Here is a 23931-nt window from a genome sequence, read left to right as displayed (position 1 = left end):
TGTAGCCAGATAACTGAGGCGCGCACTGCTGCCGACCGCGAAACGAGTGTCGCAGCCGCATCCGCCGGACTTCCCCGGCGTATCTGGATCGAGGTTTTCGACCTTGGTCGGTAGGGTCCGATGGGGACGACGTGGCATGTACGTGCTGACGTGCCACGGGAGTTACGTGGCAGGGGGAAAAGCGCATGGGGACGGAACCGGAGACCGCGTCCGAGACGGAATCGGCCGCCTCGCCTGGTCCGCTGCCTCTGCCCGAAGGGGCGGAGCCGGTCGACGGGGTGACGGGCTATCACGCGCTCATCAAGGGAGACTCGGTCACCGTGTTCGGCCCGGACGGCACCGAGATTGCTTCCGGCTCCCGCCGGGGCGGCGTCGCGGTGGGCCGGGTCGGCGACGCCCGCCTGGTGAGCGACGGGTACGGGGACAGGCGGCTGTCGTCCTTCGCGATGCTGGCCGCGCGTCACCACCGGGCGGCGAGCGACCCGAGTGTCCGCGACAAGGTCTGGGTGCGGTGGGAGGAAGACGGTGTCGCCGCGGTGTACGGCACCGACAAGTACGACGACGATGACGTGCGCGCGGTCAAGGCCGGGAACCTGTACTGGTCCGGGCAGCGGCAGGCGCGGGTGACCGGCCGAAGGTGGAACCCGGAAACCCGCGACCGCAACCTCGCCGCCGTGCTACAGGCGTTCGCCCGGCAGGACCGCAACATCGTGGTGCTCGGACCGGGCCAGACCCCGGAGGACCTGGTCGCCTCGCCGACGGCGGCCGCGGCCGCCCTGGCGCAGCAGGCCCAGCCGGCCGCGGCCGCGGCCGCGCCCGCTCCCCCGCCCGAGCCCGAGCCGGAGCCGGAGCCGCTGGACCTCACCGGCCTGTCGTACGAGGAACTGGTGGAGGCGGAGGACGCCGCCGCCATGGAGAGGTCCCGGGACTACAGCGCCGCGGTGGAGGGGCGGTACCGGGCGCTGCAGGAGGAGCGCGGCAAGCGGCTGCTGGAACGGGTGGCGACGGCGACGGCGGTCACGGAGCTGAGCAACGAGGAACTGGCTGCCGAGTACGAGTGGTGGCAGAAGAACCTCTACCAGACGCCGTTCCACTCCTCGTCCGAGGAGCACCGGACGCTGGCACGCCGCAACAAGGCGGTGCGCACCGAGCAGTACGCCCGCACCGCCCAGGCCCTCCTGGCCGGTCCGGCGGCGGCGGACCTGGACGATGAGGCACTGGAGAGCGCCCACGAGCAGATCGGCCCGGTGTGGACATATCTGCCGAGCGGCCACGAGCTGTACGACCAGGTCACCGACTACCGCAAGGCCGTCCAGGAGGAGCGGGTCACGCGCCGGGCGCGGTCCTACGGCGAGCGGACGCCGGTGGGCGAGATGACGCTGGAAGACCTGATCGCCGAGAACAATGAGCTGGGATCGAGTCTCAACGCCAGAAACGAGCAGTCGGCCTACTCCTACAGCGATGCGGTCAAGGAGGCCCGGGCGGCGCGGCTGAAGGCCGTGGAGGCGGAGTGGTTCCAGCGGGGCATGGAGCAGCACCCGGAGGCGGCCCGCGCGAAGCTGGGCGAAAGCATCACCAGCCGCCGCACGGTGCTGATCGACGGCTCGGTGCACACCTACGGCTACATGGAGCGCCAGGGGCAGAAGTTCCGGGCCCTGGCCCACTACGACCAGCGCAGCAGCATCGGTGACTTCGACTCCGCGCCGGCCGCGATGGCAGCCCTGGTGCGGCGCTACGACCAGGACCCGGAGACGCTGCCGCGGCGCACCTGGGGCCCGGAGCGGAAAGTGGACCTGCCGGTCAGCGCCTACGACCCGCTGGTGTCATGGCTGCGGCGCAGGCCTTCAGAACTGTCCCGCGAGTACGACCGGGTGCTCACCCTCCTCACCTCCTACCAGCTGCCGACGCAGACGAAGGTGGTGAACCCGCTCACGAACCAGGTGATGCGGGCCTACCCGTTCCACTTCGAGGAAGGACTGCTCGGGGAGCTGGCGCGGATCGCGGAGCGGACCACGGAGGACCTGCGCGAGCAATCGCTGAACGAGGACCTGCCCAAGCGGGAGAGGGAGGCGGCCAAGCGGCGCATCCCGGCGATGGGTGCCGCGCTCATCGGGATCAACGCAGTGATCGAGCAGGTGCGCGCCGTCGGCGGCGACGTCGAGCGGCGCGGGGTGGACCAGTCCCGGCTGGCAGCGCAGATGGCGGCGCTGGCCGGTACCGTCAACGAGCAAGAGGGAGGCGAGGCCGATGGCGACAACGAGCCAGTACGAGACGCTGCTGCGCAGGCACTGGGAGGAGTTCCGGCCGCGGGAGCTGGCGGCGATGCAGGACCCGGACCGGCACTTTCGGAAGCTGGGAGCGCAGATGAGCGAGGCGATCGCCGCGGCGGAGGAGGACCTGGAGGAGACCCTGGAGCCGGAGACGGGCTACCAGGCCCGGGTCGGGCAGCTGGAGCAGATCAGGGCGACGGCGCGGGAGCAGGTGCTGCGCGAGATGCTGCCGCCGCCGGAGGACCCGGACAGCCCGGCGGCGCCGCTGAGTCCGGAAGCGGTGGAGCTGGCGGCGATCCGCAGGGAGCTGGAGAACCTGTAGCGCGGTTCCGCCCCGACCCGGCCGACCTGCCGCGCGGCCCGCTGGCCCGCGCTGAGGCGAACCTCGAAGCCATCAAGGTGCTGCGGACACTGGAGAGCGACCGCCGCGGCGCCACCACCGAGGAGAAGCGCATCCTGGCCCGCTGGTCGGGCTGGGGCTCGGTCCCGACCGTGTTCCTCGACGAGCCGGACCCCGATGAGCCGATCTACCAGCCCGGCGGCGAGTGGGAGGGCAGATTCGAGGCGGACCATGCCCGCTGGGAGTCCTACGACCGGGTGCGCGGCGAGCTGCGGGAGCTGCTGGACCCCTTCGAGTGGCGGGCGGCGTCCCGGGCCGTGCTGTCGGCCCACTACACCCCGCAGGGCGTCGCTGAGGCGATGTGGCAGGGCCTGGCCGCGTACGGCTTCGACGGCGGGGAGGTCCTGGAGGCCGGGTGCGGGTCCGGCGCGTTCTTCGGGGTGGCCCCCCAGACCGCGCGGCTGACCGGCGTTGAGGTGGACCCCACCACCGCGGCGATCGCGGCCCGGATCTACCCGCACGCCAACGTGCTGTCCGAGTCGTTCACCGACACCGACGCCCCGGTCGGCACGTTCGACCTGGTGATCGGGAACGTGCCGTTCGCGCAGGCCCCGTTCGGGGAGCGCCGCTACGGCGCGACCGGGCACTCCCTGCACAACGGCTTCATCATCAAGCAGCTCGCCCTGCTGCGGCCGGGCGGCTACATGGCCGTGATCACCTCGCGGTGGACGCTGGACGGCGAGGACACCTCCGCCCGCCGGGCCATGTCCCGCTGGGGCGACCTGGCGGCCGCGTACCGCCTGCCGGCGGGCACCTTCGGCGAGACCGCCGACACCGACGTGGTCGCCGACGTGCTGGTCTTCCGCCGCCGTGCGGAGGGCGAGGAACCGGGCGACCAGAGATGGATCGACGCCCCGGAGCGGGACCTGGGCGGCAACACCCTGGCGGTGAACGCCTACTTCACCCAGCACCCGGAGAACGTGCTGGGACGCCTGACGTCCGAGACGGGGCCGTACGGGCCGCGGGTGACGGTGCAGGGCGACCCGGGCGAAGCCCCCCGGCTGCTGCGCGAGCGGATGGAGGCCTCCGCCGCCGCGGCGGTCGCCGACGGCCAGGGCTACGTCCCGCACGAGGACGGGCCCGACCGCGCGCCGCTGCTGTTGCAGACCGCCCGCGAGAAGCACGCGACGGACTTCACCGGCCGCCTCTACGCGGACGACGACGGGCAGATCTGGCAGCACGTCAACGGCGAGGACCCGGTCCGGGTCATCACCGCCGACGGTGTCACCGGCACCGAGCAGCTGCGGATGCTGCTGTCGCTGCGCGACACCGCGAGCGAACTGCAAGAGCTGGACCGCACCGGCAGCGACCCCGACCGTGCGCGCGAGGTCCGCAGCCAGCTCGCCCGGCTACACGCCGCCTACACCATGGCGCACGGGCCGCTGTCCCGGCCCCGGCAGACCCGGATGGCGCTGCCGACCGACGAGGCCAGGGCCGCCGCCCGCGCCGCCGGCGTCGAGCTGGACGACGACGAACGCCTTCCTACGGGCTGGGGCTGGTTCCGCCAGGACCCGCACGCCGCCGTCGTCCTGGGTCTGGAGCACTGGGACCGGGCGAACGACCGGCCGGTGCCCTCCGAGGTCCTCACCCGGCGGCCGGGCACCCGCCGCGGCGGCCTGGAGCCCACCGACGACCCGAAGACGGCACTGACGGCCGTGATGGGCGCCACCGGCGGCGTGGACCTGCCGCTGATCGCCTCCCTGCTGGGCACGACCCCCGAAGAGGCCCGCCGCCGCCTGGGCACCGAGGTCTTCGACAACCCGGTCACCAAGAAGCTGGAGCACGCCGGCGCCTACCTGTCCGGGCCGGTCCGGGTGAAGCTCGAACAGGCCCGCGAGGCGGCCGCCACCGACCCGACGTACGCGGTGAACGTCGCCGCGCTGGAAGCGGTGCAGCCGCCGCCCAAGCGCCTGGGGCAGTTCACCGCCCAGCTCGGCGCGCACTGGATTCCCGCGTCTCTCGTGCAGGGCTTCTTGCGGGAGTACCTCGGCGATCCGACCCTCCAGGTCAGCCACAACGAGCGGTACGGCTGGTCCCTGGCCGCGGGCAAGGTGCCCGATGCGATCAACGCGCTCAAGGGCACCGAACGGCGCTCGGCGGTGCACATCGCCAAGGCCCTGCTCGGGCGGGCTTCGATGGTGGTCAACACCCTCGGCGGCGACGGGGTGGACGAGGACGCCACCCGCGCGATGCGCTACAAGGCCGACGCGATGCGGTCGGCGTTCGAGGACTACTGCACCGCCAGTACCGCCCGGGTCGCGCTGCTCACCGACGCCTACAACTGGCAGATGAACGGGCACGTCGTCCGCAGCTACGACGGTCTGGCCCCGACCCTGGCCGGGTTCACCACCGAGCGGACCCCGCACCCGTGGCAGCTCTCGGCGGCCGCGCGGATGCAGTTCGAGCGGGGCGTGGTTCTCGCGCACGAGGTCGGCCTCGGCAAGACCACCACGATGGTGATGGGCTCGCAGGCACTCAAGGCCTCCGGGCAGATCGCCAAGCCCTTCGCGGTGGTCCAACCGCACCTGGCCCGGCAGTGGCTGGATGAGGCCAAACTGCTCTACCCCAACGCCGACATCCACCTGATCACCTCCGACGACCTCGCCGACGGCAACCGTCGCCGGGTCCTGGAGTGGCTGCGCTCGAACACCCCGGACCTGGTCATCTTCACCGAGGGCGCGTTCGGGTCGATCCGGATGAGCCCCGAGCAGCAAGAGCTGTACCTCTTCCGCGAGATCGAGTCACTGAAGGAACAGCTCAAGCGCGAGCGGGGGGTTCCGCACAACGCCTTCGCGCTGATGCAGCTGGAACGGCGCCTGACCACGGTGGAAGCCCGCATCCGGCGCAACGACGCGCCGATGCGCACCCCGGGCGAGGTGTACTGGGAGGACCTGGGGTTCGACTACGCGCTCGTCGACGAAGCGCACCGCTTCACCGCCGTGGGCTTCCGCTCCAAAGAGGCCGGCGGCGAGACCGCGAGCGTCCGCGCAGTGGACCTGCACCAGAAGCTCAGGTGGCACCACCAGGTGGCGGAGGTCCACGGCGGCCGCCCCACCGTCACCCTCGGCACCGGCACGCCGATGGAGAACTCCATCTTCGAGCAGTACTCAGTGCTCGAACTGGCGACGCCGTGGCTGTTGGACCAGTTCGGGGTGCACGGCCCGGACCTGTGGTCGGAGACCTTCGGACAGAAGGTCCAGCGCATCGAGATGGCGCCGGACGGCAGTGGCCTGACGATCGTCGAACGCTTCTCCCGGTTCGTGTCGAAGTCCACGATGAAGACGATGTGGGGACTGGCCACCGACACCAAGACCGGCGACGACGTCGGGATCGAGCGGCCCAAGCTCGCCGGCGGCGCCCCGGAACTGGTGCTGGTGGAGTCGACCGCCGACCAGCGCGCCCGGCTCCAGACCCTGGTGGCCCGCGGCCAGGCGATCCACGCCGGTGACGTCACCCGCGATGAGGACAACATGCTGGCCGTCTCCGGCGAGGGCCGCGCGGTCGCGCTCGACCCCCGGCTGGTGGACGCAGGCGCTCCCGCGGCGAACAAGCTGGTGACGGCGGCCGACATCATCGCGGCGGGCTACCACGCCCACAAGGACCGCACCTACGCCGTCTCCAGCCGCGACGACACCCCGCACCCGATCCCCGGCGGGCTGTTCTTCGTCTTCTGCAACAGCGGCACCCCCGGCGGCAACAACAAGGGCGGCTTCGACGCCTACGCCGAGCTGCGCGACCTGCTCGCCGCCCGCGGGGTGCCCCGCGACATGGTCCAGTTCGCGCAGGACAACGCCACCCCGGAGAAGAAGGCCGCGATGTCGGAGGCCGCCAACAACGGCGGCATCGCGGTCCTCATGGGCTCCACCGAAGTCCTCGGCACCGGCTTCAACGGCCAGAACCGGGCCTACGCCCTGATGCACCTGGATCAGGACTGGACCCCGGCCAGCATGATCCAGCGCAACGGCCGCGTCATCCGCCCCGGCAACCAGCACGAGGAGGTGAACATCTACTTCCTGGCCACCAAGGGCAGCATGGACGCCTGGCAGGTCGGACTGCTCACCTCCAAGGCGGAAGGGCTGCGCGACATCCAGCGTCCGCCCGGCGAGGGCGACGACGACAACGACACCGTCGAAGAGATCGGCGCGAGCGACTGGGACTACGCCACGATGGCCGCCGAGATCGGCGGCAACCCCTTCATGCGGCAGTTCATGGAGGCCAAGGTCCACCTCCAGGGCCTGGAGGCCGACCGGCGCAACGCGGCCGCCGACCGCGTCCGCCAGGCGGAGCTGCTGCTCGCCAAGGAGAACGAACTCGCCAGCACCCAGCGCGCCATCGCCCTCCGGGACGCCGCCCTGCCGAAGGTCACCGCCACGATCCGCGGCGACGCCTTCCAGATCCGGGTCGGCGGCCGCGACTTCGACAAGCGCGGCAAGGCCGGTCCGGTCGTACGCCAGGCCGTCGCCGACGCCCTGCGCGGCCACAGCAGCCTCGGAATGGGGCCGTGGACGACGATCGGCACCTTCGGCGGGCTCGACTTCGCGGTACAGCCGGAGATCCTGGACGGCGGCGAGATCCGCGCCCACGTCGGCTTCCCCAACCTGCGGCACAGCGAATCCGTCTGCTCCATCGGCGACCTGGCCAACCCGAAGTTCGGCGCCACCATCATCGGCCGCCTGGCGACCGCGCTGGAGAAGGCCGAAGACCACCAGCTCATGGACCGCGAGCGCCTTCCGGTGCTGGAAGCCGAGATCACGCTGCTCACCGCGCAGCAGGCCTCGGTCGACTACGGCCCGGCCATCGAGCACGCCCGGCGCCGCGTGGAGCTGTTGGATGCCGTGGTCGGCGCGATCACCGAGCGGGACAAGCTCCCGGAGCTGACCGAGTCCATGCTCGACCCGGAGAGGTACCGCACTCCCGAGAGCCGTAAGAAGGCCATCGCGGAGCGTGCCGAGCAGCGCGCACCCCATCAGGCGAAGGTCGACCAGGCGGCGGCCGCCCTCGCCGCGTTCGACGCGACGACCCCCGCCCCCGAGCTTCCCACGGCCGCCCCCGCGCCGGCGCCGAATCCGGCACTCACGCCTGCGCCTGCGCCCGACGAAACGGCCGCCAGGCCCACCGGCAGCTCCGGCACTCGTCCCGCGGACGGGGCCCAAGCACCGCCGGAGCAGGCCCCGCCGGAGCCAGAGGACGGCAGCAGCACCGAGGAACCCACGGAGTCCCAGACTCCCGAAGTTCCGGACTCACGGACCAGTGAGCCGTCCGGCGACGAGGAGTTCGACCTCGCGCAGCCCGACCGCGCCCCGGCCCCGGCAACACAGGACGAGCCCGGCCCCGGGACAGAGGAGCGGCCCGAGCCTGGTTTTGTCGCCCGGATCACGCGCCCAGCGGGCACGGCGATCGACCGCTCCTGGTGGGTGGGTGCCTACGGCCAGTGGGATACGTCCAACGTGGGACGTAAGGGCGTTCCGTCCGCCATGATCGAGTTCGCGTCTAAGGCGGAGGCGGCGGGATGGGCCGTGGCGCTGCGCGCCGGATCCATCGTCGTTGGGGACGAGGAATCATTGCTCGGTGTGTGGGAGTGCGAGGCCTCTGGCACGACACACGACAACTACCAAGGTGGGGAGTCGCTCGCCGTTCTGTCCTTGATGTGGACTCAGGCGGAAGGCGCTAAGCGCTGGACGTTCGACACTGAGCGCTCCGGGGCGGAGATTGGCGGCCGCCTTCTGCCCGGATACGTGACGCTGACCGACTACCGGCGTGCCCTGTCTCAGGCTCGGGTGCGGCAGGTAGACCCCGAGGCAAAGGCAGCGGAGGCTGCCACTCGCGAGGCGGAGTCAGCAGAGGTGGAATCGTCCGCCGTCGAAGACGTAACCACCCTGTACGCACCCGGCGAGCAGGTCCGCGTAACCCCCATGAACTACGACACGTGGAGCAAGACCTACGTGCCGCAGCCTGAGTTCATCGGCACCGTGATCAGCTACACCCGGAACGGCAACTACATGGTGCGCGAGCCGGAGCACGGCACCAGCAGGCACTATGACGCCTTGCGTGAACTGCACAAGCTGGACACGGAACCGGCGGACAGCGAGGCATCCCCGCCGACGGCCGAACAGCGGAACACCAGCCAGCAGCCGACCGAGCCGACCCCGGAGCAAGACAGCGACGGGCACGGGACGGCCAACCTGTACGAGGAGTTCGGCCTCGTGCCGCCGGAACGCGTCCCGAACCCGGCCCCGCAGGATGAGCCGGAGACGGACGCGGAAGGGGAGGAGACCGACGGCGTCCCGGACGGGCAGATGACCGTGGAAGAGGCGCAGACCGAAGCCGCGCCCGCCGGCCCGGAAGGCACCCCGCCCGCGCCTCCTGAGCCCTCCGTCATCTTGGCCACCCCGCCGACGTCCTCGTCGGACACCCCGGAGCCCCTCCAACAGTCCGAGCAGCGGTTCGGCGGCCCCGAGCAGCTGGCCCAGTACGCGGGCCGGGCGGACATCATCCCGACGAGCGAGTCGTCCTCCACCGTCTGGCTCGACGGTCGACTGATCGGCTACATCACGGACCTCAACCAGACAGTGGGGGCGGCACATGACCAGTCGCGGCCTGCCGAGATGCGGCAGGCGCCCGGGCCCCGCTTCGAGAGTCGGCCCCCCTTCGGCCACAGGGACTCCGTATCGGCTCTGCTCGAAGACAGCCAGGCGGCGGTGGCGGAACTGGTGGCCCGCGCCCTCCAGATGCCCGTGCCCCGGGAGGCCATCGACGCGGACACCGCCTGGACGCTCACCGCCGCGCTCGGCACGATCCGCCTCTCCCCCAGCTACCCGGGCGAGGACCAGGAAGCCGCCGCACGCCTGTCGGCCCTGCGGCAGGTCGTGGAGAACCTGAGTGCTGGACAGCTCACCAGCACGGACCTCGCGGATGACCTGGCGCTGGTGCATGACGATCTACTCTGGGCTGCCGACTTCGCCGACACGTCCGCGCCCTACCTGACCCGGGCGGCTGAGGAACTGGCCGTCCTGCTGGCGGCCATCCGCCCGGACGATCCCCGAGCCTGGCGGCCCGACCCGTTCGTGGCGGCGCCAGCCGACGTCGAGCAGCCCACGCCAACACCCGCCCCCGACCGAACTCGCGCCCGGAGAAAGGGGAGCGCGGCCGCGCCCGGCGCAGGGACAGAACAGCTCGGGTTGTTCGGCGATCCGGCACAGGACCCGGCAGAGGGCCCGGTGGAGCCGGAGACGACCACGGGCAGCGGGACCGTTCCTGATGATGAACCGCCTGCCCAGCTGGTAATGGCCGACGACGGGCGAGAGGCACAGCTTCGGGCGGCGCTCGTCGAGGGCGAGACGATCGCCCCCGTGTCGTTCACCGACTGGCGCGAACCGGCGGCGGGCTGGGTCCTGACGACGGCGGGCGGGCACACATTCCGGCTACGCCCTGTGCCGTACTCCCGTCCAGGTGAGGACAAGTGGGAGGCCGGTCACGACGCTGACGGCTCCTACTGGTGGGACGCGAACGTGGAGGACCGGCCCCTTACCACCGTGCTGGAGCGAATCCGTGAGGACTCGGCGACTCGTACCCGGTTCGCTTCCCTGTGGGCCCGGTACGGGCACCTGACGGCGCAGACCCCCCAGTTCGAGACGACCACGGACCGCGTCCAGCTCGAAGAGGACGTGTACCTGGTCCGCCGGTTCGGCAGTGTCGGCCTTATCGCGTCGTGCCGGTGGGGCTGGGAGCACCTGACCGACCCGGACGGCGCGCAGGGCCGCACCGGTGAGGACTGGTCCCGGAAGGGCCCGGATAACCGGCAGTACGTCGCCGAGTGGAAGATCTGGCACTCAGCCCGGGCCGCCATTCCGAACGCGCGGCTACACGTCGTGGCCCAGCTCACGGATGACATGGCCGACACACCGGACGCGTACTGCGATGCGTCGGCGCCGTACGTCGGCAAGTGCAGTGCGAAGCGCTCGGGCGCCCGGTACACGGTCGCCGTCGTCGACGACCAGGGCAGCGAGCTTGGCTGCTACACCATGTGCGCGCGGTGCCTGTCTCGTCGGCTCCTGGACGATGAGGACAGGCGCATCAGTTACCACGACGTGGAGAGCCTGGTTGAGAGCCTGGCCAAAGGTGATCCGAAGGTGGTCGACCTGCACTGGAAGCAGTGGCCCGACCGAATCGCTGAGCTTGCTGGACAGATGCTGTCGGCCGCACTGGATGCCGGAGAGACCGCCCCCTGGCCCGCCCAGGCTCTGACGAGTCAGCTCCTCACCGAGGCGTGCGAAGCCGGTGACGACCGCGCCATGCGGGAAGCGCGAGCGGAGGTGAAGGCTGCGGGCGGGGACGCGGCGGCACAGAAGCGGGCGGCGGCGGAAGTGGCCGCAGCACGCCAGGACCGGGTCGCGCTGGTCGCCCGGCGTGGCACGCCCCGCGTGGAAGCGGCGAACGAGGCCGACCGCGTGGCCCTCGCAGTCCTCGAACTCGCCGGCTGGGGGGCGGAGGGCAGCGACGCGGCGCCGGAGCCTGCTGAGGAGGCGGCGCCCGAGGTCGTCGACGTCAACACGCTGACCGTCAGCCCGAAGGGCCGCAACGGCGGGCCGTCCCCGTATGAGTTCACCGTCACCGGCCCCGGGCTGACCGTCGGCAAGTACGAGATCTCCCACGACAACCAGGGCAAGGGCGCGCAGGGGATCATGTGGCGGGCGACCTGGCACGGTGTAGAACCGTCGGGCCGGTGGGACGTGATCAGCATCGGTTCCGGCAAGGGCAGAAGCGCGGCCCTGGCGGCCGTCGCTGAGCATGCGGCCGAGACTGGCGGGGACTTGGCCGCCGGGTTCACCGTCGCCCGCCGCATGAACTATGACGCCGGACTGTGGATACTGCCGGAAGTCGGGGAGTCGGAGGCAATCCAGTACAACCCTGACGGCTCGTGGACGATCACCGCCGAGACCGGCGCCCTCTACACAGTCCGCCGGGAGTGGCAAGGCCGCACCGCTTCCGGTGACCTGGCGCCGCTCCTGATCGAGGACCAAGCGGGGACCTTGATCGCATCCTGCACCGCCGTCGACAGCTACATGTCCGCGTGGGCGCCAATGCTCGAACGACTCCGCCTCCACGCCACGGCGGTTGCTGACGGTGCCCCGCACGCGACGGCCGTCACCCTCGGCGGCCCGGGCAGGACGTGGGTCGAGGCGTGGTGTGTGTGCAGCTGGACCGAGCGCGCCGATGTCGCCGAGTACGCCGGCCGCGCCCCCGCCGGTGAGGCACTGGCTCAGGCGCACCACCAGGCCCACCACCCGGAGACGTCGGCAGCGGCTGCTGAACTGCCGGAGCTGGACGTGGTGCTCCTGGACATGGACGTGCCGTCGCTTGATCCTGCCGAGCCGTACACCACCGACGCGGAGGCACAGGCGGACATCGACCGGTTGGGGGAGGCATTCGCACGGTGGGCCGCCCTGCCCGTCGTCCAGCGCTTCCACGAAGCGGACCGGCAGCAGCGCCCCGACGGCGACGGTGATCCGACCAACCCCATCGCCCAGCTGGCGGCGGCCTACCAGGACGCCGAGCGGACCTTGCGGGAGGGCCCGGTGGGCTCGCCGGACGACCTGGTGCGCCAGGTCCACACGGTGGCGGCCTGGAGTGGCGCCCTGGAGGCGGTCGTCAGCGACGACCTGCGCGGCCCACTGGGACAGGTCCGGGAGGCCGCCCGCCTCCTGGCCTCCCGCTCGCGAGCGACGGTCGCCGCCTTCGAGGCGGAGTTGGCCGCCCTCACCGCGAGCTCGGCGGAGCAGAACACCGCCACCCCGGAGAGCGCGGCCGCCGAACAACCGCCCGCCGATGCCGACGACGCCCCGGAGACCCGCACCGAGCCAGGCCCCGACGAACCGGCAGCGGCCACCGAAGGCCTCGGGGAACCGCCCGCGGGCACGCCGCCCGCGACGGACACCGAGACGGAGAGCGCCACGGACAACGCCCCAGCGCCGGACCCCCAGAAAGTACCGGAGCCGCCGGCCGCCGTCGACGACGCTCCGGGCGACACCGCCACGGACAGCGATCCGGCGCCGGATCGTGTGCCCCTCCCCCAGGACGCGCCGGAGCCCGCAGGCGCAGCCCCGGATAAGGGGATGCACGAGGCACGGCGCGAAGCGTCGTTCCTCGAGCAGGACCGACCCCAGACGACGGACGGCGACCAGCAGACACCCGAGACCGACACGACGGCCGCGCCGACGACCCCGGCGGGAGAGGACGCCCCCAGTGACGAGACGGCGCGAGACGCTTCGGAGGAGCCGACCATGACCACCCCGCCGATTCCGGAGCCCACCCATGCCCCGGACGAACCGATCACCGAGGAACCGCCCGCACCGCAGCGCTACTTCGAGACGGCCCCGCTCGCGGGCGACTCCAGCTACCGGCTGCGCCTGTCCGGGCTGGACGGCCAGCCGGTCGACTCCGGCGAGGTACTGCGGGACGACCTCGTCGTCGCCATGCTCCAGCCGGGCGGCGACGGCGGCTGGTTCGCACAGCTGGCCGCCGAACCTGCCGATTTCACCTACCTGGCAGATCAGCCGCAGGAAGCGGCCGCCCACGCGGCGGTCATGCACTCCGCGTTCACCGGCGACCCCTATGGCCCGCCGGTGGGCGCGGCCGTCGGCGACGAGACGCGACAGCGGGTGGACGTGCTGCGGGCCACCCTGCGCGACGTCGCCCTACAGCACCGTGAGTCGGTGGCCCTCGCCGCGGCCCGGGCCTACTCCGACTTCGAGCAGAACGAGCACTTCCGGGCGCTGGGCGGTGCCCTCGACGGCCTGGCGGCCGCGGTGTCCGAGGGCTACGGCTCGCAGCAGATGACGCAGCACCTCGACGCCGTGCAGGGGGCCGTCAACGCCTGGGGCGGTGCGCTGCCGGTCGACCCGGGCCATCCCGTACGCGGTCAGCTGGCCTTCCCGCTGGCCTCTCTCCTGTACGACTCCCGGCGTCTACAGGGCCAGGTGCAAGCCACGCTCGCCGCGGTCCAGGCGGAGCGGGCCGCCGTCCGTGAACAGGCTGCTCCCACCGAGCCCGGGCCCGAGGTGCAGCCCGCGCCCGCCCCGGCGGGCACCGGGGCACCCGAGGAATCCACGCAGTTCCAGAGTTCCGAAGTCCCGGACTCACAGACCAGCGAGACGGCACGGGAGGATTCTTCGGCAGCACCGGCGGAGCCTGCGGCTGCTCCGGGTCCGGAGAGCCCGGACGGCGCCGCACCGCCCGAGGACGGCGGTCCGGCCCTCGATGCCGCCGTCGACGGCATCCGCCGGGCATTGGAAGATGCCCTCCAGGCAGCTCAGCCGGAAGTCGCCGCGCAGCCTGGCGAGCTGCCGCTGTGGACCGGCACAGAGGCCCCGCTCGCGGACACCGCGGTGACGGAACCCCCGGCCGGGCCGCTGGACGTCCGCGCCGAGTTCCATGCGGTCCTGGAGGCCTGGGAGGAGCACGTGCCGCCGGGGAACGGCACCGCCCAGGACCTGGTCGCCAACCTTGACGCCGACTTGGCGACGCTGCAACGGGCCTTCGCTGAGGCCGTCGCCCCCGCCACGCCGGCGGCACCGCCCGCTGCCATGGACCAGGACGCTGCTACCCCTGCCGAGTCGGCGGAGGCGGCGGCGCCCCTGTCCGCACCGCAGCAGGCGGCCGACGTCAACGCTGCCCTACAGCAGGCCGACACGCACGCCACCGCGCTCCAGAACTTTCCGGAATGGCAGAAGATCCAGACGGTGCGCGGCGCGTTCGGCCACCTGTTCCGTGTGATGAAGGAGCGGGCCGGGGAGCACTTCGACCGGCTGATGGGGGACCACCGGGTCGGCGAGTTCTTCCGCAAGATCTCGATCACCGCGTGCGAGAAGGTCGCCGGATGGGCGCAGGCGGCGGCGGGGCGCCTGCGGCGGCGGGGCGAGGGAACCGGCTCGGACGCACCGGCCGCCGACGCTCTGCGGGGCGTCGCGGATGCCGCGAGCGCCTACGCCTCCCCCGGTGGGGGCCGCAGCGGGCCGCCGCCAGGGCCGCGGGATGCCGCCTCCGCCGCGGTGGATATCCCATCGATGCGCCGCCTCGGGGAGGCATTGGCCCGGCCCATGCCAGGCGCCACCAAACGCGTGTCTACGGCGGCCGCCCGAGGCCGGTCTACCACTGTTAACCGGGGAGCGAAGAAGCCCGCCAACGGTGCTGAGCAAGCTGGACACCTGCGCCCCGATGGCGTTGAGCAGCGGCAGGCCCGCAAACCAAACCCGCGTTGACTGGCCTTCTGGCTGGGCGTTTGGCGACCATCAGTCTTCTGCGTCCGGCCGGTTCCGGCCTCTTTGGTAAGTCTGGCCAGATAACCCGCGAGCCCTCGGCGTAACCGTGCAGTCGGGGCTTTTGTCGTCGTAGAGGCAAACGCGGCGGAGGGCTCTGCCTGCGTACCCAAGACTCACCTCTTAAGAGGTGAGTCTTGGGTGCCGGGTCTGACCTTCAGAGGAAAGACCGCACTCGCGCGGCTGACCACTGCCGTACGCGCGGCTTCAACCCTTTTGGTGCCGACGGGTCTATGCGTGAAGATCGATTCCCCAACACCCTTATGGGGAGCCGATGCTGACCACCTACGACCTGAGTACCGAGCCTGGAGCGATCCTCCGGCATCTGGACGCGGCGGGGGATCCTCGCGCGGAGAACCGGACCGTTGAGACGGTCAGAACCCTCGGGCCGCACTGGTACCCGCCCGAGGACACTGGGAGTAATGGGCTGATCATCGCGCCGCCTGCCGACGAGCGGGTGCTGGCGGCTCCGCGGACAGCGTTGCGGGCCCTGGCGAGCAGGGGATCGGTCGCGGTCGCGGTCGCAGACCCGGCCCTGCCGCTGCACGCTGGTGCTCCGGCGCCGGTGTGGGCGACTGCCGAGCTGCTGGCCGCCGCGCACGGTTGTGGCCTGCCGCTGCTCGTCGCCACCCGTCCGTGCACGGTGCCGGAGCTCCAGGCCCTCGTTCTGGAGGCGCTGGCCGAAGCTCTGACGGCCCAGGTCCGGCAGACCGCTGACCTGCTGGCGGAGACACGCCGTCTGGACCGGCAGGGCGAAGGGCCGGGGCCCCTGCTGCGGTGGCTGGCCGACCAGACGGACAGCACTGTCACCGTGATCACCCGGGATGACGGGACGTGGGCGGCCCTGGCCGAGCACGGCCGGGTGCTGGAGCAGCTGCTCGCCGGGCAGGTGGACAGCGCGGCCGTAGCAGTGGCGGGGCGCCACATGCGCCTGCACGCCATGGGTGCTGCCGTTCCACGCCAGGTCCTCGCGGCCGTTCGGGACACCCCGTGGCCGCGCCGTGCGAGCGAACTGGTCGCTCAAGCGGCCAGCCAGGTGGCGCTGCTGCGCCATCCTCTGTCGCTGCGGGCCCAGGAGCGGCGGCTCAAGGAATCTGCGATGGCCGTGAAGGTCGCGGTGATCCAGCACCTCGTGGCCGGCGACGTGCCGCAGGCCATACGAACGGCCGCGCCGCTGTTGCCGGATCTGTTCAGAGCGGACGTCGCCGAGGTGTGCGTGGTGGAGTGCGGGCCAGGCGAGGAGCGGGCCGCCGTCGCCGAGGCGTGCGATGCGGCGCTGGAGCGGCGGGCGCTGGTGGCCTGCCCGGTGGAGTACCAGCACGTCCTCGTACTGCACCCTCGCGGCAAGGACGCAGCCGCGGCCGCAGACCTGCTGCGCCCGGTAATCGCCGCGCACGGACAGCGAGCCGCGGGCATCAGCCAGCCGGTGCCCTGGACAGACATCGAGTCCGCCCACACCGCGGCAAAGCAAGCCTTGATCAGAGCGCATCGACAGGAGAGCCGCACCTGGGTGGACGAGGGCGCCACACCCTTGGCACACCGTCTGTCCCTGCGGGCGCGAGCCTGGGCCGCCGGGCTGCTGGCCCCGCTACGGGACCTTCCCGAGGCGGACCGGCGGGAGCTGGTCGGCAGCGCCCGCCTGGCCCTGTCCTACGGACCGAGCCGGGCCGCTGAACTGCTGGACAGGGAGGAAACCGGTACCGCCTGCGCGCCCCTTGCCCTCGACGGCACGGATCTTGCCGTGTCGCCCCGGCTGCACCGCAACACCCTCAGCCGCAGACTCGCCGACCTGACGAAGCGCGTCGGCCTCGACCGCTCCCAGCTGGCCCACCGCGCGGTGCTGCACCTGGCACTGGACCTGGACGCACTGCCCGCCCCGCCGCCCGGGACCGCCTCCCCGTCCCTGCGGGAGGTTCTCGGCGAGAGCGGGGCGCGGGACTGGGTAACCGAGCTGCTCGCCCCTCTGGCGGAGCTGGAGGACCCCGCCGGGCACCTGGGAGCGCTGACGACCTGGGCGGAGTGCAACGGCCGTCTCCAGGACGCCGCCGATGCCCTGGGCAGGCACCGCAACACCCTGACGCGGACCTTGGCCGAGGTCTCGTCGGCGCTCTCCCGAACTCTGTCCGAGACCGGCCGCGATCAGCACGACGTACTCCTGGCCCTGGTGATCGACCGCGCGGGGGAACACCTCCTCGATACACTGCCGCCCTTTGCAATTGCAGCAGCTCCCCCCGGTGATGGGGAGCGAGTCAACGGAGGGCGCATGCACGACGACGATCACGGCGCCGAGGGCCACCGTTCGGCCTCCAGCGCACGCCTGTACAACGCTTTCGGCGGCGGCAAGGACAACTACTCCACCGACACGGAGATCGCCCAGCGCATCATGGGAATCTGGCCGGAGGTCAGGGAGGCGGCACTGAGCAACCGGGCCTTCATCGGCCGCTCAGCGCGCTGGCTCACAGCCGAGGTCGGCATACGCCAGTTCCTCGACATCGGCACCGGCATCCCCGACCCGCGCTCTCCCCACCTCCACCAGGTCGTGCAGGAGACTGCCCCGGACGCACGGGTGCTCTACACCGATAACGACCCCATGGTGCTCGCCCACGCCCAGGCGCTGTTAACCAGCACTCCCGAGGGGCGCACCGCCTACCTCCACGCCGACGCCACCGACCCCGGCACCATCCTCACCTCGCCAGAGCTGGCGGACACGCTGGACATGAGCCAGCCGGTCGCGCTGTATCTGTGCGCACTGCTGCACCTGATCCGCGACGAGCAGGATCCCGCGGGCATCGTCCGCCGGCTCGTGGCAGCCCTGGCGCCGGGCAGCGTCGTCGTGCTCACCCACGCGACGGACGACTTCGCTCCGGAGATGATGGCCGAAGTGGAGGCGATCTACAACGCGGCGGGCCGGGGCAGCGTCACTGGCCAGCTCCGCAGCCGAGAGGTCATCGAAGGGTTCATGGACGGGCTGGAGCTGGTCGCCCCGGGAGTCGTGCCCGTGCACCGCTGGCGCCCGGAGACCTCCGGTGAGCTGCTGGAGAACGACAAGATCAACGCCTACGCGCTCGTCGCCCGCAAGCCGTAGCCCCGGCTCCCTTTGAGGGCCTGACCATCCGGACGTCTTCCGGGTGGTCAGGCCCTCAGTCGCATCCGAACTCTCCGGCGCAGAAAGCAACCGTGTGATCACGCACCGATGCGATAGTGCATGCTGCACAACATGCTGTCGGCATATGCAGCGCCTTGCACAGGGCATTTCGGGCATGCACGCGGTGCACACCCCAGCAGTGCACGCTGCACAGTGCGCACGGGGCGGTCTTGTGTCTAGCGTCCTTGGAAGACCGCGCCGCCTAGGGCGGTAGCCGTTGATTCCACGGGGGAAATCATGCCTGCGCCTGCTTTTGCGACCCTGCCGCCGGTGACGGCGTCTTGGCCGTTTGCCCGGCGACACCCGAAGCCGCCTTGCGCGTTATCTCCACAGACCGCCTGGGGCGGCCACCCGGTCGCCAAACCACGCAGAAGCCGCCCCAGGCCCATCCATCCCGTGCGTGACGAGACGGAGCGCTGATTCTCCCATGTCTCCCGCTCTCCGCGACGGGCAACGGCAGCGGGCGCCTCCTGGCGCCTGCGGCACCAGGGCTGACTGCTCCCTGAGATCAAGCCCACGGTGCCGCGCTTGCTGCACACCGCTGGAGAAGGCCACCCGGTCGCCAACCACGCAGGCCGCTCCAGAGGTCCATCCATCCACACCAGACGGAGATAGCCACCCATGCGTCGTACCATCGCGCGCCGCGTCGCCACCGGCGCCGCCACCCTGGCGCTGCTCACCGGAGGCGCCGTTGCCATGGCGCCGTCGGCCGCCGCCGTCGGCTCCTCGGCCTGCACCAAGAACGTCACCGACTACAACGGCTACACCACCGCGTCGGCCGTGCACCTCCGCAGCGGCCCGAGCACCAGCTACACCTCCAAGGGCCTGCTCTCCCGCAGCACCGATGTCCGGGTGTACTGCACCAAAGGCTCGTGGTCGTACCTGAAGGTCAGCGAGGGCGCCAACCGGAACAAGTCCGGCTGGGTCGCGACCCGCTACGTCGAGAAGCACGTGCGGACGTGCATCCCGGAGGACCCCGACTGCCACAGGTGACGGCATAGCCCACGGAGACCGCCGGAGGCCACTTCGCGTGGCCTCCGCTCCGCTGGTGGCCGCACCTGGCGTGTCAGATGCGGCCACCAGCGCCCCGAAACTCCCCTTCCGCCGCGGGCCGCCTTCCTGCCATCCGGCCCGCGCAGTCTCCCGCCTCCACCCTTCCGACCACGCCTATCAGGAGAGCACTGCCATGCCTCCCTCCACCTCCTCCGCCGGCCCCGCCCCCGGCGACATTGACACGGTGCTGCCCGCCGACCAGGCCCCCGACCTGGACGCCGCGGCGCACTCCAGCCGCCTGGCCCAGCAGCGCATCCTGGCCTCCCCGAAGGACGCCGACGCCTGGCGCACCCTGGCCGCCACCTACGCCGAGCAGGCACCCACCTGGAGGGAATGGTCCAGCGCCCAGCACGGATACGACTGGCCGGTGCGCGCCGGGCTGGCCCGCGCCCGCCCGGCCCCCTGGGCGCTGGAGCTGTGCTGCGGCACCGGCGAGGCCACCGCGGCGCTGGCTGCGGCGGTGCCCGTCGTGGTCGCCACCGACCTCCACGCGGGCATGCTCGCCCACTGCGACGACCTGCCCGGCGTACGGTGGCGCACCGCCGATGTGCGGGCCCTGCCCTACGCGGATCACACCGTCCCCCTGATTGTCGCCCTCAACGGCGTTTTCCATCCGCCCGAGGTGCAGCGCGTCATCGCTCCCGGCGGACAGGTGCTGTGGTGCACCGCTTTCGGGCCCGGCACCCCGCTGTACGTCGCCCCCCGGCAGCTGCACCAGCGGCTCGGTACGGACTGGGGGATAGCCTGCGGGCGAGCCGGGCACGGCCAGTGGACCCTGCTCACCGCCCCTGCCAGCCGCCCTTCCTCGCGCCGTTCTCACTGAGCGGGGCGCCGCGGCCGTTCGGCCCAGCAGCCGGTGTTCCGGTACTGCTTGAGCTTGGTGTTGAGGTAGGAGCGGTGGGTGTCCAGGGCGTCGGCGATGCTGGACTGGGTGACGCCGTGCTCGTCGATCAGGCGCACGATCTCGCGGGCCCGGTCGGTGCCGGTCAGGGCCTGGAGGGTGCGGGTCTCGCCGGGGGTGATGTCGCGGGCGGGGGCGACGCGCCAGACCATGCCGCGCTCATCGAGGGCGGCCTTGCGGGCTGCGGGCAGCCTGGAAGCGCCTTTGGTCCCGTTGTGCAGGGTGCGGTAGTAGGAGATGCGGGCGCCGAGCTGGTAGCCGTCGGGGCCGGTGTAGTCCTTGCGGATGCCGGCGAGGCTGCCGTGTTCGGCGACGTAGCGGTCGCAGGCGGCCAGCAGCGCGTTCCAGGCGGCCGTGTCCTCGGAGAAGACCATTCCCAGTTCCTCCAGGGAGGCCTGTTCGGCCGGGTCGAGGCGGCCATGCCGCCAGGCCCGGCGGCGGCGCTTGAGGGCGGCGCCGAGCCGGTAGCCGTCGGGCGTGATGTAGCCGACGGGCACGTCCAGGTGGCCGTGGGCCTGCCGGTAGTGGCAGCAGGCGGTGTAGAGCTGCTGCCAGCGCAGCTCGCGGATGTTCCACACCATGCCGAGGTCGTCCAGGGCCCGGCGGACGTACTCGGGCACCTGGTGAGACCGGGAGCGGGTGGCGTTCACCTTCGAGCCGAGCCGGTAGCCGCTGGGGGCGGTGTAGTCCTGCGGCACGAGGGTGTGGCCGAACCTTTCGCGGAAGGCGGCCAGTTCGTCCAGGAAGGCCTTCCAGGGGCGGGCTCTGGTCTCCCAGATCATGCCGATCTTGTTCAGGGCGTCGATCCGGTCCGGGCTCAGCCAGCCCTTGCGGCGTTGCTGGCGGGCGTTGACGATCCACTGGCCCAGCCGGAAGTCTCCGTCCGCGATGGTGTGCTCGAAGGGGACGTTGAGGTGGCCGTGCTGCTGGTAGTAGGTGCGGGCGTGGCCGTAGCCGGTCCACCACGGGGACGTCGCCTGCCGGACGGTGAGGGCTGTCAGCGAGGCCAGGACGCGGGCGCTGGTGCCCGGCGGCAACTCCACGGTGATCTTCGATGGAAGCTGGGGGTTGCTGGTGTGGCCGTGGGAGCGCTGGTCGTCCAGTTCGATCCCGAGGGTCTCGTCGTGGGCGCGCAGGGCGCGCACCACCCGCCACAGCGTGGCGTACTCGCCGGGGTCGAGGTCGCCGACCTCTTCGGCGGAGTCGGGGATCACGATGGGCACGATGATGGTGGCGGTGCCGGTGCCGCCGGGTGAACGGCGCAGGGCCCGGCCGACGGCCTGGACGATGTCGACCTGAGAGCGCTTGGGGTGGACGAAGGCGACCGCGTCGACGGCGGGGATGTCCACGCCTTCCGAGAGGCAGCGCACGTTGGCCAGGACGGTCCACTGCCCCGGTGGCTGGCGCAGCCGGTCCAGCTCGACCTGCCGCTGCCGGTCGCTCATCGCTCCTTCGATCCGGCCCGCGTACAGCTCGCCCTCGGGGCGGGAGACGGGCGGGAGACGGCGCACCGTGCCCGGCAGGGTGGCGGCGAACTCCCGGGCCGCCGCCAGGCGGGGGCAGAAGGCCAGGATGCGGCGCAGCCCGTAGCGCTGGGCGGCCTGGGTGATGACCGCCTGGGCGGCCAGCATCCGCAGGTCCGGGGCGCCGGGCCGGTCGGTGTAGTGGTGCTCCTCGTCCCGCAGCAGTTCCATCGCCTGGGCCTCGGTGGCGCCCATCACCACGATGCGGTAGTCCTCCAGGTAGCCCTCGGAGATCGCCCGCGCCCACGGGTAGTGGTACAGCACCGGTCCGTACACCACGGCGTCGTCCATGGACAGCGCGCCGACGGTCTCGGTGCGCACGTCGTCGATGCGGGGGGTGGCGGTCATGAACAGCCGCCGGCGGGCGGGCAGGTAGGCGTCCTCCAGCACCCGGCGGGTGGTGAAGTCCGGCCGCCCGGCCAGACGGTGGGCCTCGTCCATGACGGCCAGGTCCGCGGCCAGCTCGCTTGCGCGCAGCGCCTGGGCCAGACGCCCGGCCGACTGGTAGGTGCCCACCACAACCCGGCGCCCGGCGCCCTGGGCGGTCAGCCACGCGCCGATCCGCGCCGGGTCGGTGGACACCTCCACCCCCAGGTCGGCGGTGCGGGTCGGGGCGTCGGCGAGGGTGTCGTCGCTGCACACCGCCAGCAGCGCCGCCGCCTGCCCGTGACCGCGCCATGCGTCAAGGGTCTGCGCAACCAGCGTCAGGGACGGCACCAGCACCACCACCAGCCCGCCGGCCGGGACCAGGCGCCGCCCCGCCAGCACGCTGATGAGCGTCTTGCCCGCTCCGCAGGCGGCGTGCAGCTGCCCGCGGCCGCCATCGGCGAGGCCTTCGGTAATCCGGTCCACAGCCTCGACCTGGTAGGGCCGCAGGGCCAGCTCGCCCGGCCCCGAGCGCGGCGGGGGAACCGCGGCGGTCCGTCCGGCTGGCTGAGCATGGCGCGGCATCTGCACTCCTTCGTACGGGGCGGGCTCCCGGCCTGTGCCGGGGAGGCGGAGACGGGAGACGGCCGGGGCAGCCGACTTCGGATGCCCCGGCCGTCGGACGGGCAAGGAAGTCAGGCCTTGTGCTTCCGGGTGCGCAGCAGGCCGACCGCGGCCAGTGCGGCGTCCAGGTTCTGGCCGCCGCGCATCCGGGTGCGGGCGGCGACGGCCGCTTCCACCACGGCCAGGGCCCGCAGCCGCGGCCAGGCGGCGACCGTGTCCGCCAGGTCCTGCCGCTCCTTGTCCGGCCCGTCTTCGTCGTCGCCGTAGCCGTCGGCGATCTCCTCGGACAGCAGGGCTGGGGCGCTGGTCAGCCAGGTGACATCCAGGCTGATGCCGTGGAGGGCCTCCATGATGGCCAGCACCTGGTCGTGGGTCAGCTCGCGGGCGGCGTCCTCCAGCTCGGCGGTGGTGAGCTGGTAGTAGGCGTACAGGTCGCGGGCGGCCACGGCGCCGGGCCGGGCCTCCTGGTAGGGCTCGTCCGGGGCGCTGGCCAGGGGGGCGTTGCGGGTGTCGGGGAAGTCCCGGCGCTGCTCGATCAGCCTGTCGAGCGGGGGCACGGCGCGGAAGTCGATCTTCGGGGAGGGCACGGCACGGCTCCAGTCGGATGCAGAGATGGAAATGGGAGGGAGAAGGCCGGGAGGGGGCCGCTCCAGACGGCGCGGGAACGGCCCCCTCCCGGGCGAGAGCGGGAGCCGGTCAGTCGTTCTCGGACTCGGCGAGCTGGTCGCGCAGGTCGCGCAGGTACTCCTCCAGGCCGTCGACGATCGCGCAGGGCTGCTTCATGCCCTCGCGGTGGTCCTTGAGGATCCTGGCCGCGATCTCCTCCAGCTCCTCGTCGGTGGTGGCGGCGGTGATGCCGTGCTCCTCGACCTCGTCGCCGCCGCACACGCCGTCGACGTCCCACACCGGCAGCACGTCCTCGTTGCACTCGGCCGCGGTCTCGATGGCGCCGATCTGCTCCTGGATCTCGTCCTCGGCGGCCCGGGCGTCCTCGTTCAGCACGCCGACGAAGTTGTTTCCGTTCCACCGCACCTCGCCGCCGTCGACCACGCGCTGGGCCAGGGGCGCGAGCTCGTGCATCAGCTTGTTCGCGCCGTCGCCGGTGAGGACGGTCGGCAGGTAGTAGCGGCGCTCCCGGCCATGGAACACCTCCGGCGGTGCGCCGTTGCCGATCAGCGCGTCGTAGCTGGCGTGCAGGATGCCGTCCTCCAGCCCGAGCTGGAGGTACACCGGCTGGGCCTCGCCCTGGCTGGGATAGCGGCGGTACAGCTCGTCGCTGCTGGTACAGGGGATCACCTGTACGGTGGTGACGCTCATGGGGGTCTCCTCCCTGTG

The 23931-nt window shown here is 71.9% G+C and carries 7 protein-coding genes; 4 read left to right on the top strand and 3 right to left on the bottom strand.

Annotated features, from left to right (window positions below; translation table 11 throughout):
* Positions 1-185 precede the first annotated feature (185 nt).
* The 4 genes from CUT44_RS14255 to CUT44_RS14240 all read left to right on the top strand — a co-directional run bounded on the left by CUT44_RS14255 (position 186) and on the right by CUT44_RS14240 (position 20005).
* Positions 186-14927, top strand: coding sequence for a DEAD/DEAH box helicase family protein (locus CUT44_RS14255; protein ID WP_100202343.1), 14742 nt, complete (start codon positions 186-188; stop codon positions 14925-14927).
* 331 nt (positions 14928-15258) lie between these two features.
* Positions 15259-18069, top strand: coding sequence for an SAM-dependent methyltransferase (locus tag CUT44_RS14250; RefSeq protein ID WP_100202342.1), 2811 nt, complete (start codon positions 15259-15261; stop codon positions 18067-18069).
* A gap of 681 nt (positions 18070-18750) precedes the next feature.
* On the top strand, positions 18751-19122 hold the full coding sequence (locus CUT44_RS14245) for an SH3 domain-containing protein (RefSeq protein ID WP_199185707.1): 372 nt from the start codon (positions 18751-18753) through the stop codon (positions 19120-19122).
* Positions 19123-19315: 193 nt separating this feature from the next.
* Positions 19316-20005, top strand: a complete 690-nt coding sequence (locus CUT44_RS14240; RefSeq protein WP_100202341.1) for a class I SAM-dependent methyltransferase — start codon at positions 19316-19318, stop codon at positions 20003-20005.
* Here CUT44_RS14240 and CUT44_RS14235 read toward each other — a convergent pair.
* The 3 genes from CUT44_RS14235 to CUT44_RS14225 form a co-directional block, all read right to left on the bottom strand.
* Positions 19999-22557: a DEAD/DEAH box helicase gene (locus CUT44_RS14235; RefSeq protein ID WP_100202340.1), complete on the bottom strand. Its 2559-nt coding sequence runs from the start codon at positions 22555-22557 to the stop codon at positions 19999-20001. The genes CUT44_RS14240 and CUT44_RS14235 overlap by 7 nt on opposite strands.
* A gap of 110 nt (positions 22558-22667) precedes the next feature.
* Positions 22668-23183: a hypothetical protein gene (locus tag CUT44_RS14230; RefSeq protein ID WP_100202339.1), complete on the bottom strand. Its 516-nt coding sequence runs from the start codon at positions 23181-23183 to the stop codon at positions 22668-22670.
* Between the two features lie 109 nt (positions 23184-23292).
* Complete coding sequence (locus CUT44_RS14225) at positions 23293-23913, bottom strand: hypothetical protein (protein ID WP_100202338.1); 621 nt, start codon at positions 23911-23913, stop codon at positions 23293-23295.
* Between the last annotated feature and the right edge of the window lie 18 nt (positions 23914-23931).

The sequence above is a fragment of the Streptomyces carminius genome, assembly GCF_002794255.1.
In the GTDB taxonomy this organism is placed as follows: Bacteria; Actinomycetota; Actinomycetes; order Streptomycetales; family Streptomycetaceae; genus Streptomyces; species Streptomyces carminius.
The sequence above is the reverse complement of the archived record's forward strand: the minus strand, read 5'-3'. Positions and strand labels throughout refer to the sequence as shown.

Excerpts from the sequence above, each read along its gene's own strand:
- CUT44_RS14255 (WP_100202343.1), top strand. The coding sequence starts at position 186 with ATGGGGACGGAACCGGAGACCGCGTCCGAGACGGAATCGGCCGCCTCG.
- CUT44_RS14250 (WP_100202342.1), top strand. The coding sequence starts at position 15,259 with ATGCTGACCACCTACGACCTGAGTACCGAGCCTGGAGCGATCCTCCGG.
- CUT44_RS14245 (WP_199185707.1), top strand. The coding sequence starts at position 18,751 with ATGCGTCGTACCATCGCGCGCCGCGTCGCCACCGGCGCCGCCACCCTG.
- CUT44_RS14240 (WP_100202341.1), top strand. The coding sequence starts at position 19,316 with ATGCCTCCCTCCACCTCCTCCGCCGGCCCCGCCCCCGGCGACATTGAC.
- CUT44_RS14235 (WP_100202340.1), bottom strand. The coding sequence starts at position 22,557 with ATGCCGCGCCATGCTCAGCCAGCCGGACGGACCGCCGCGGTTCCCCCG.
- CUT44_RS14225 (WP_100202338.1), bottom strand. The coding sequence starts at position 23,913 with ATGAGCGTCACCACCGTACAGGTGATCCCCTGTACCAGCAGCGACGAG.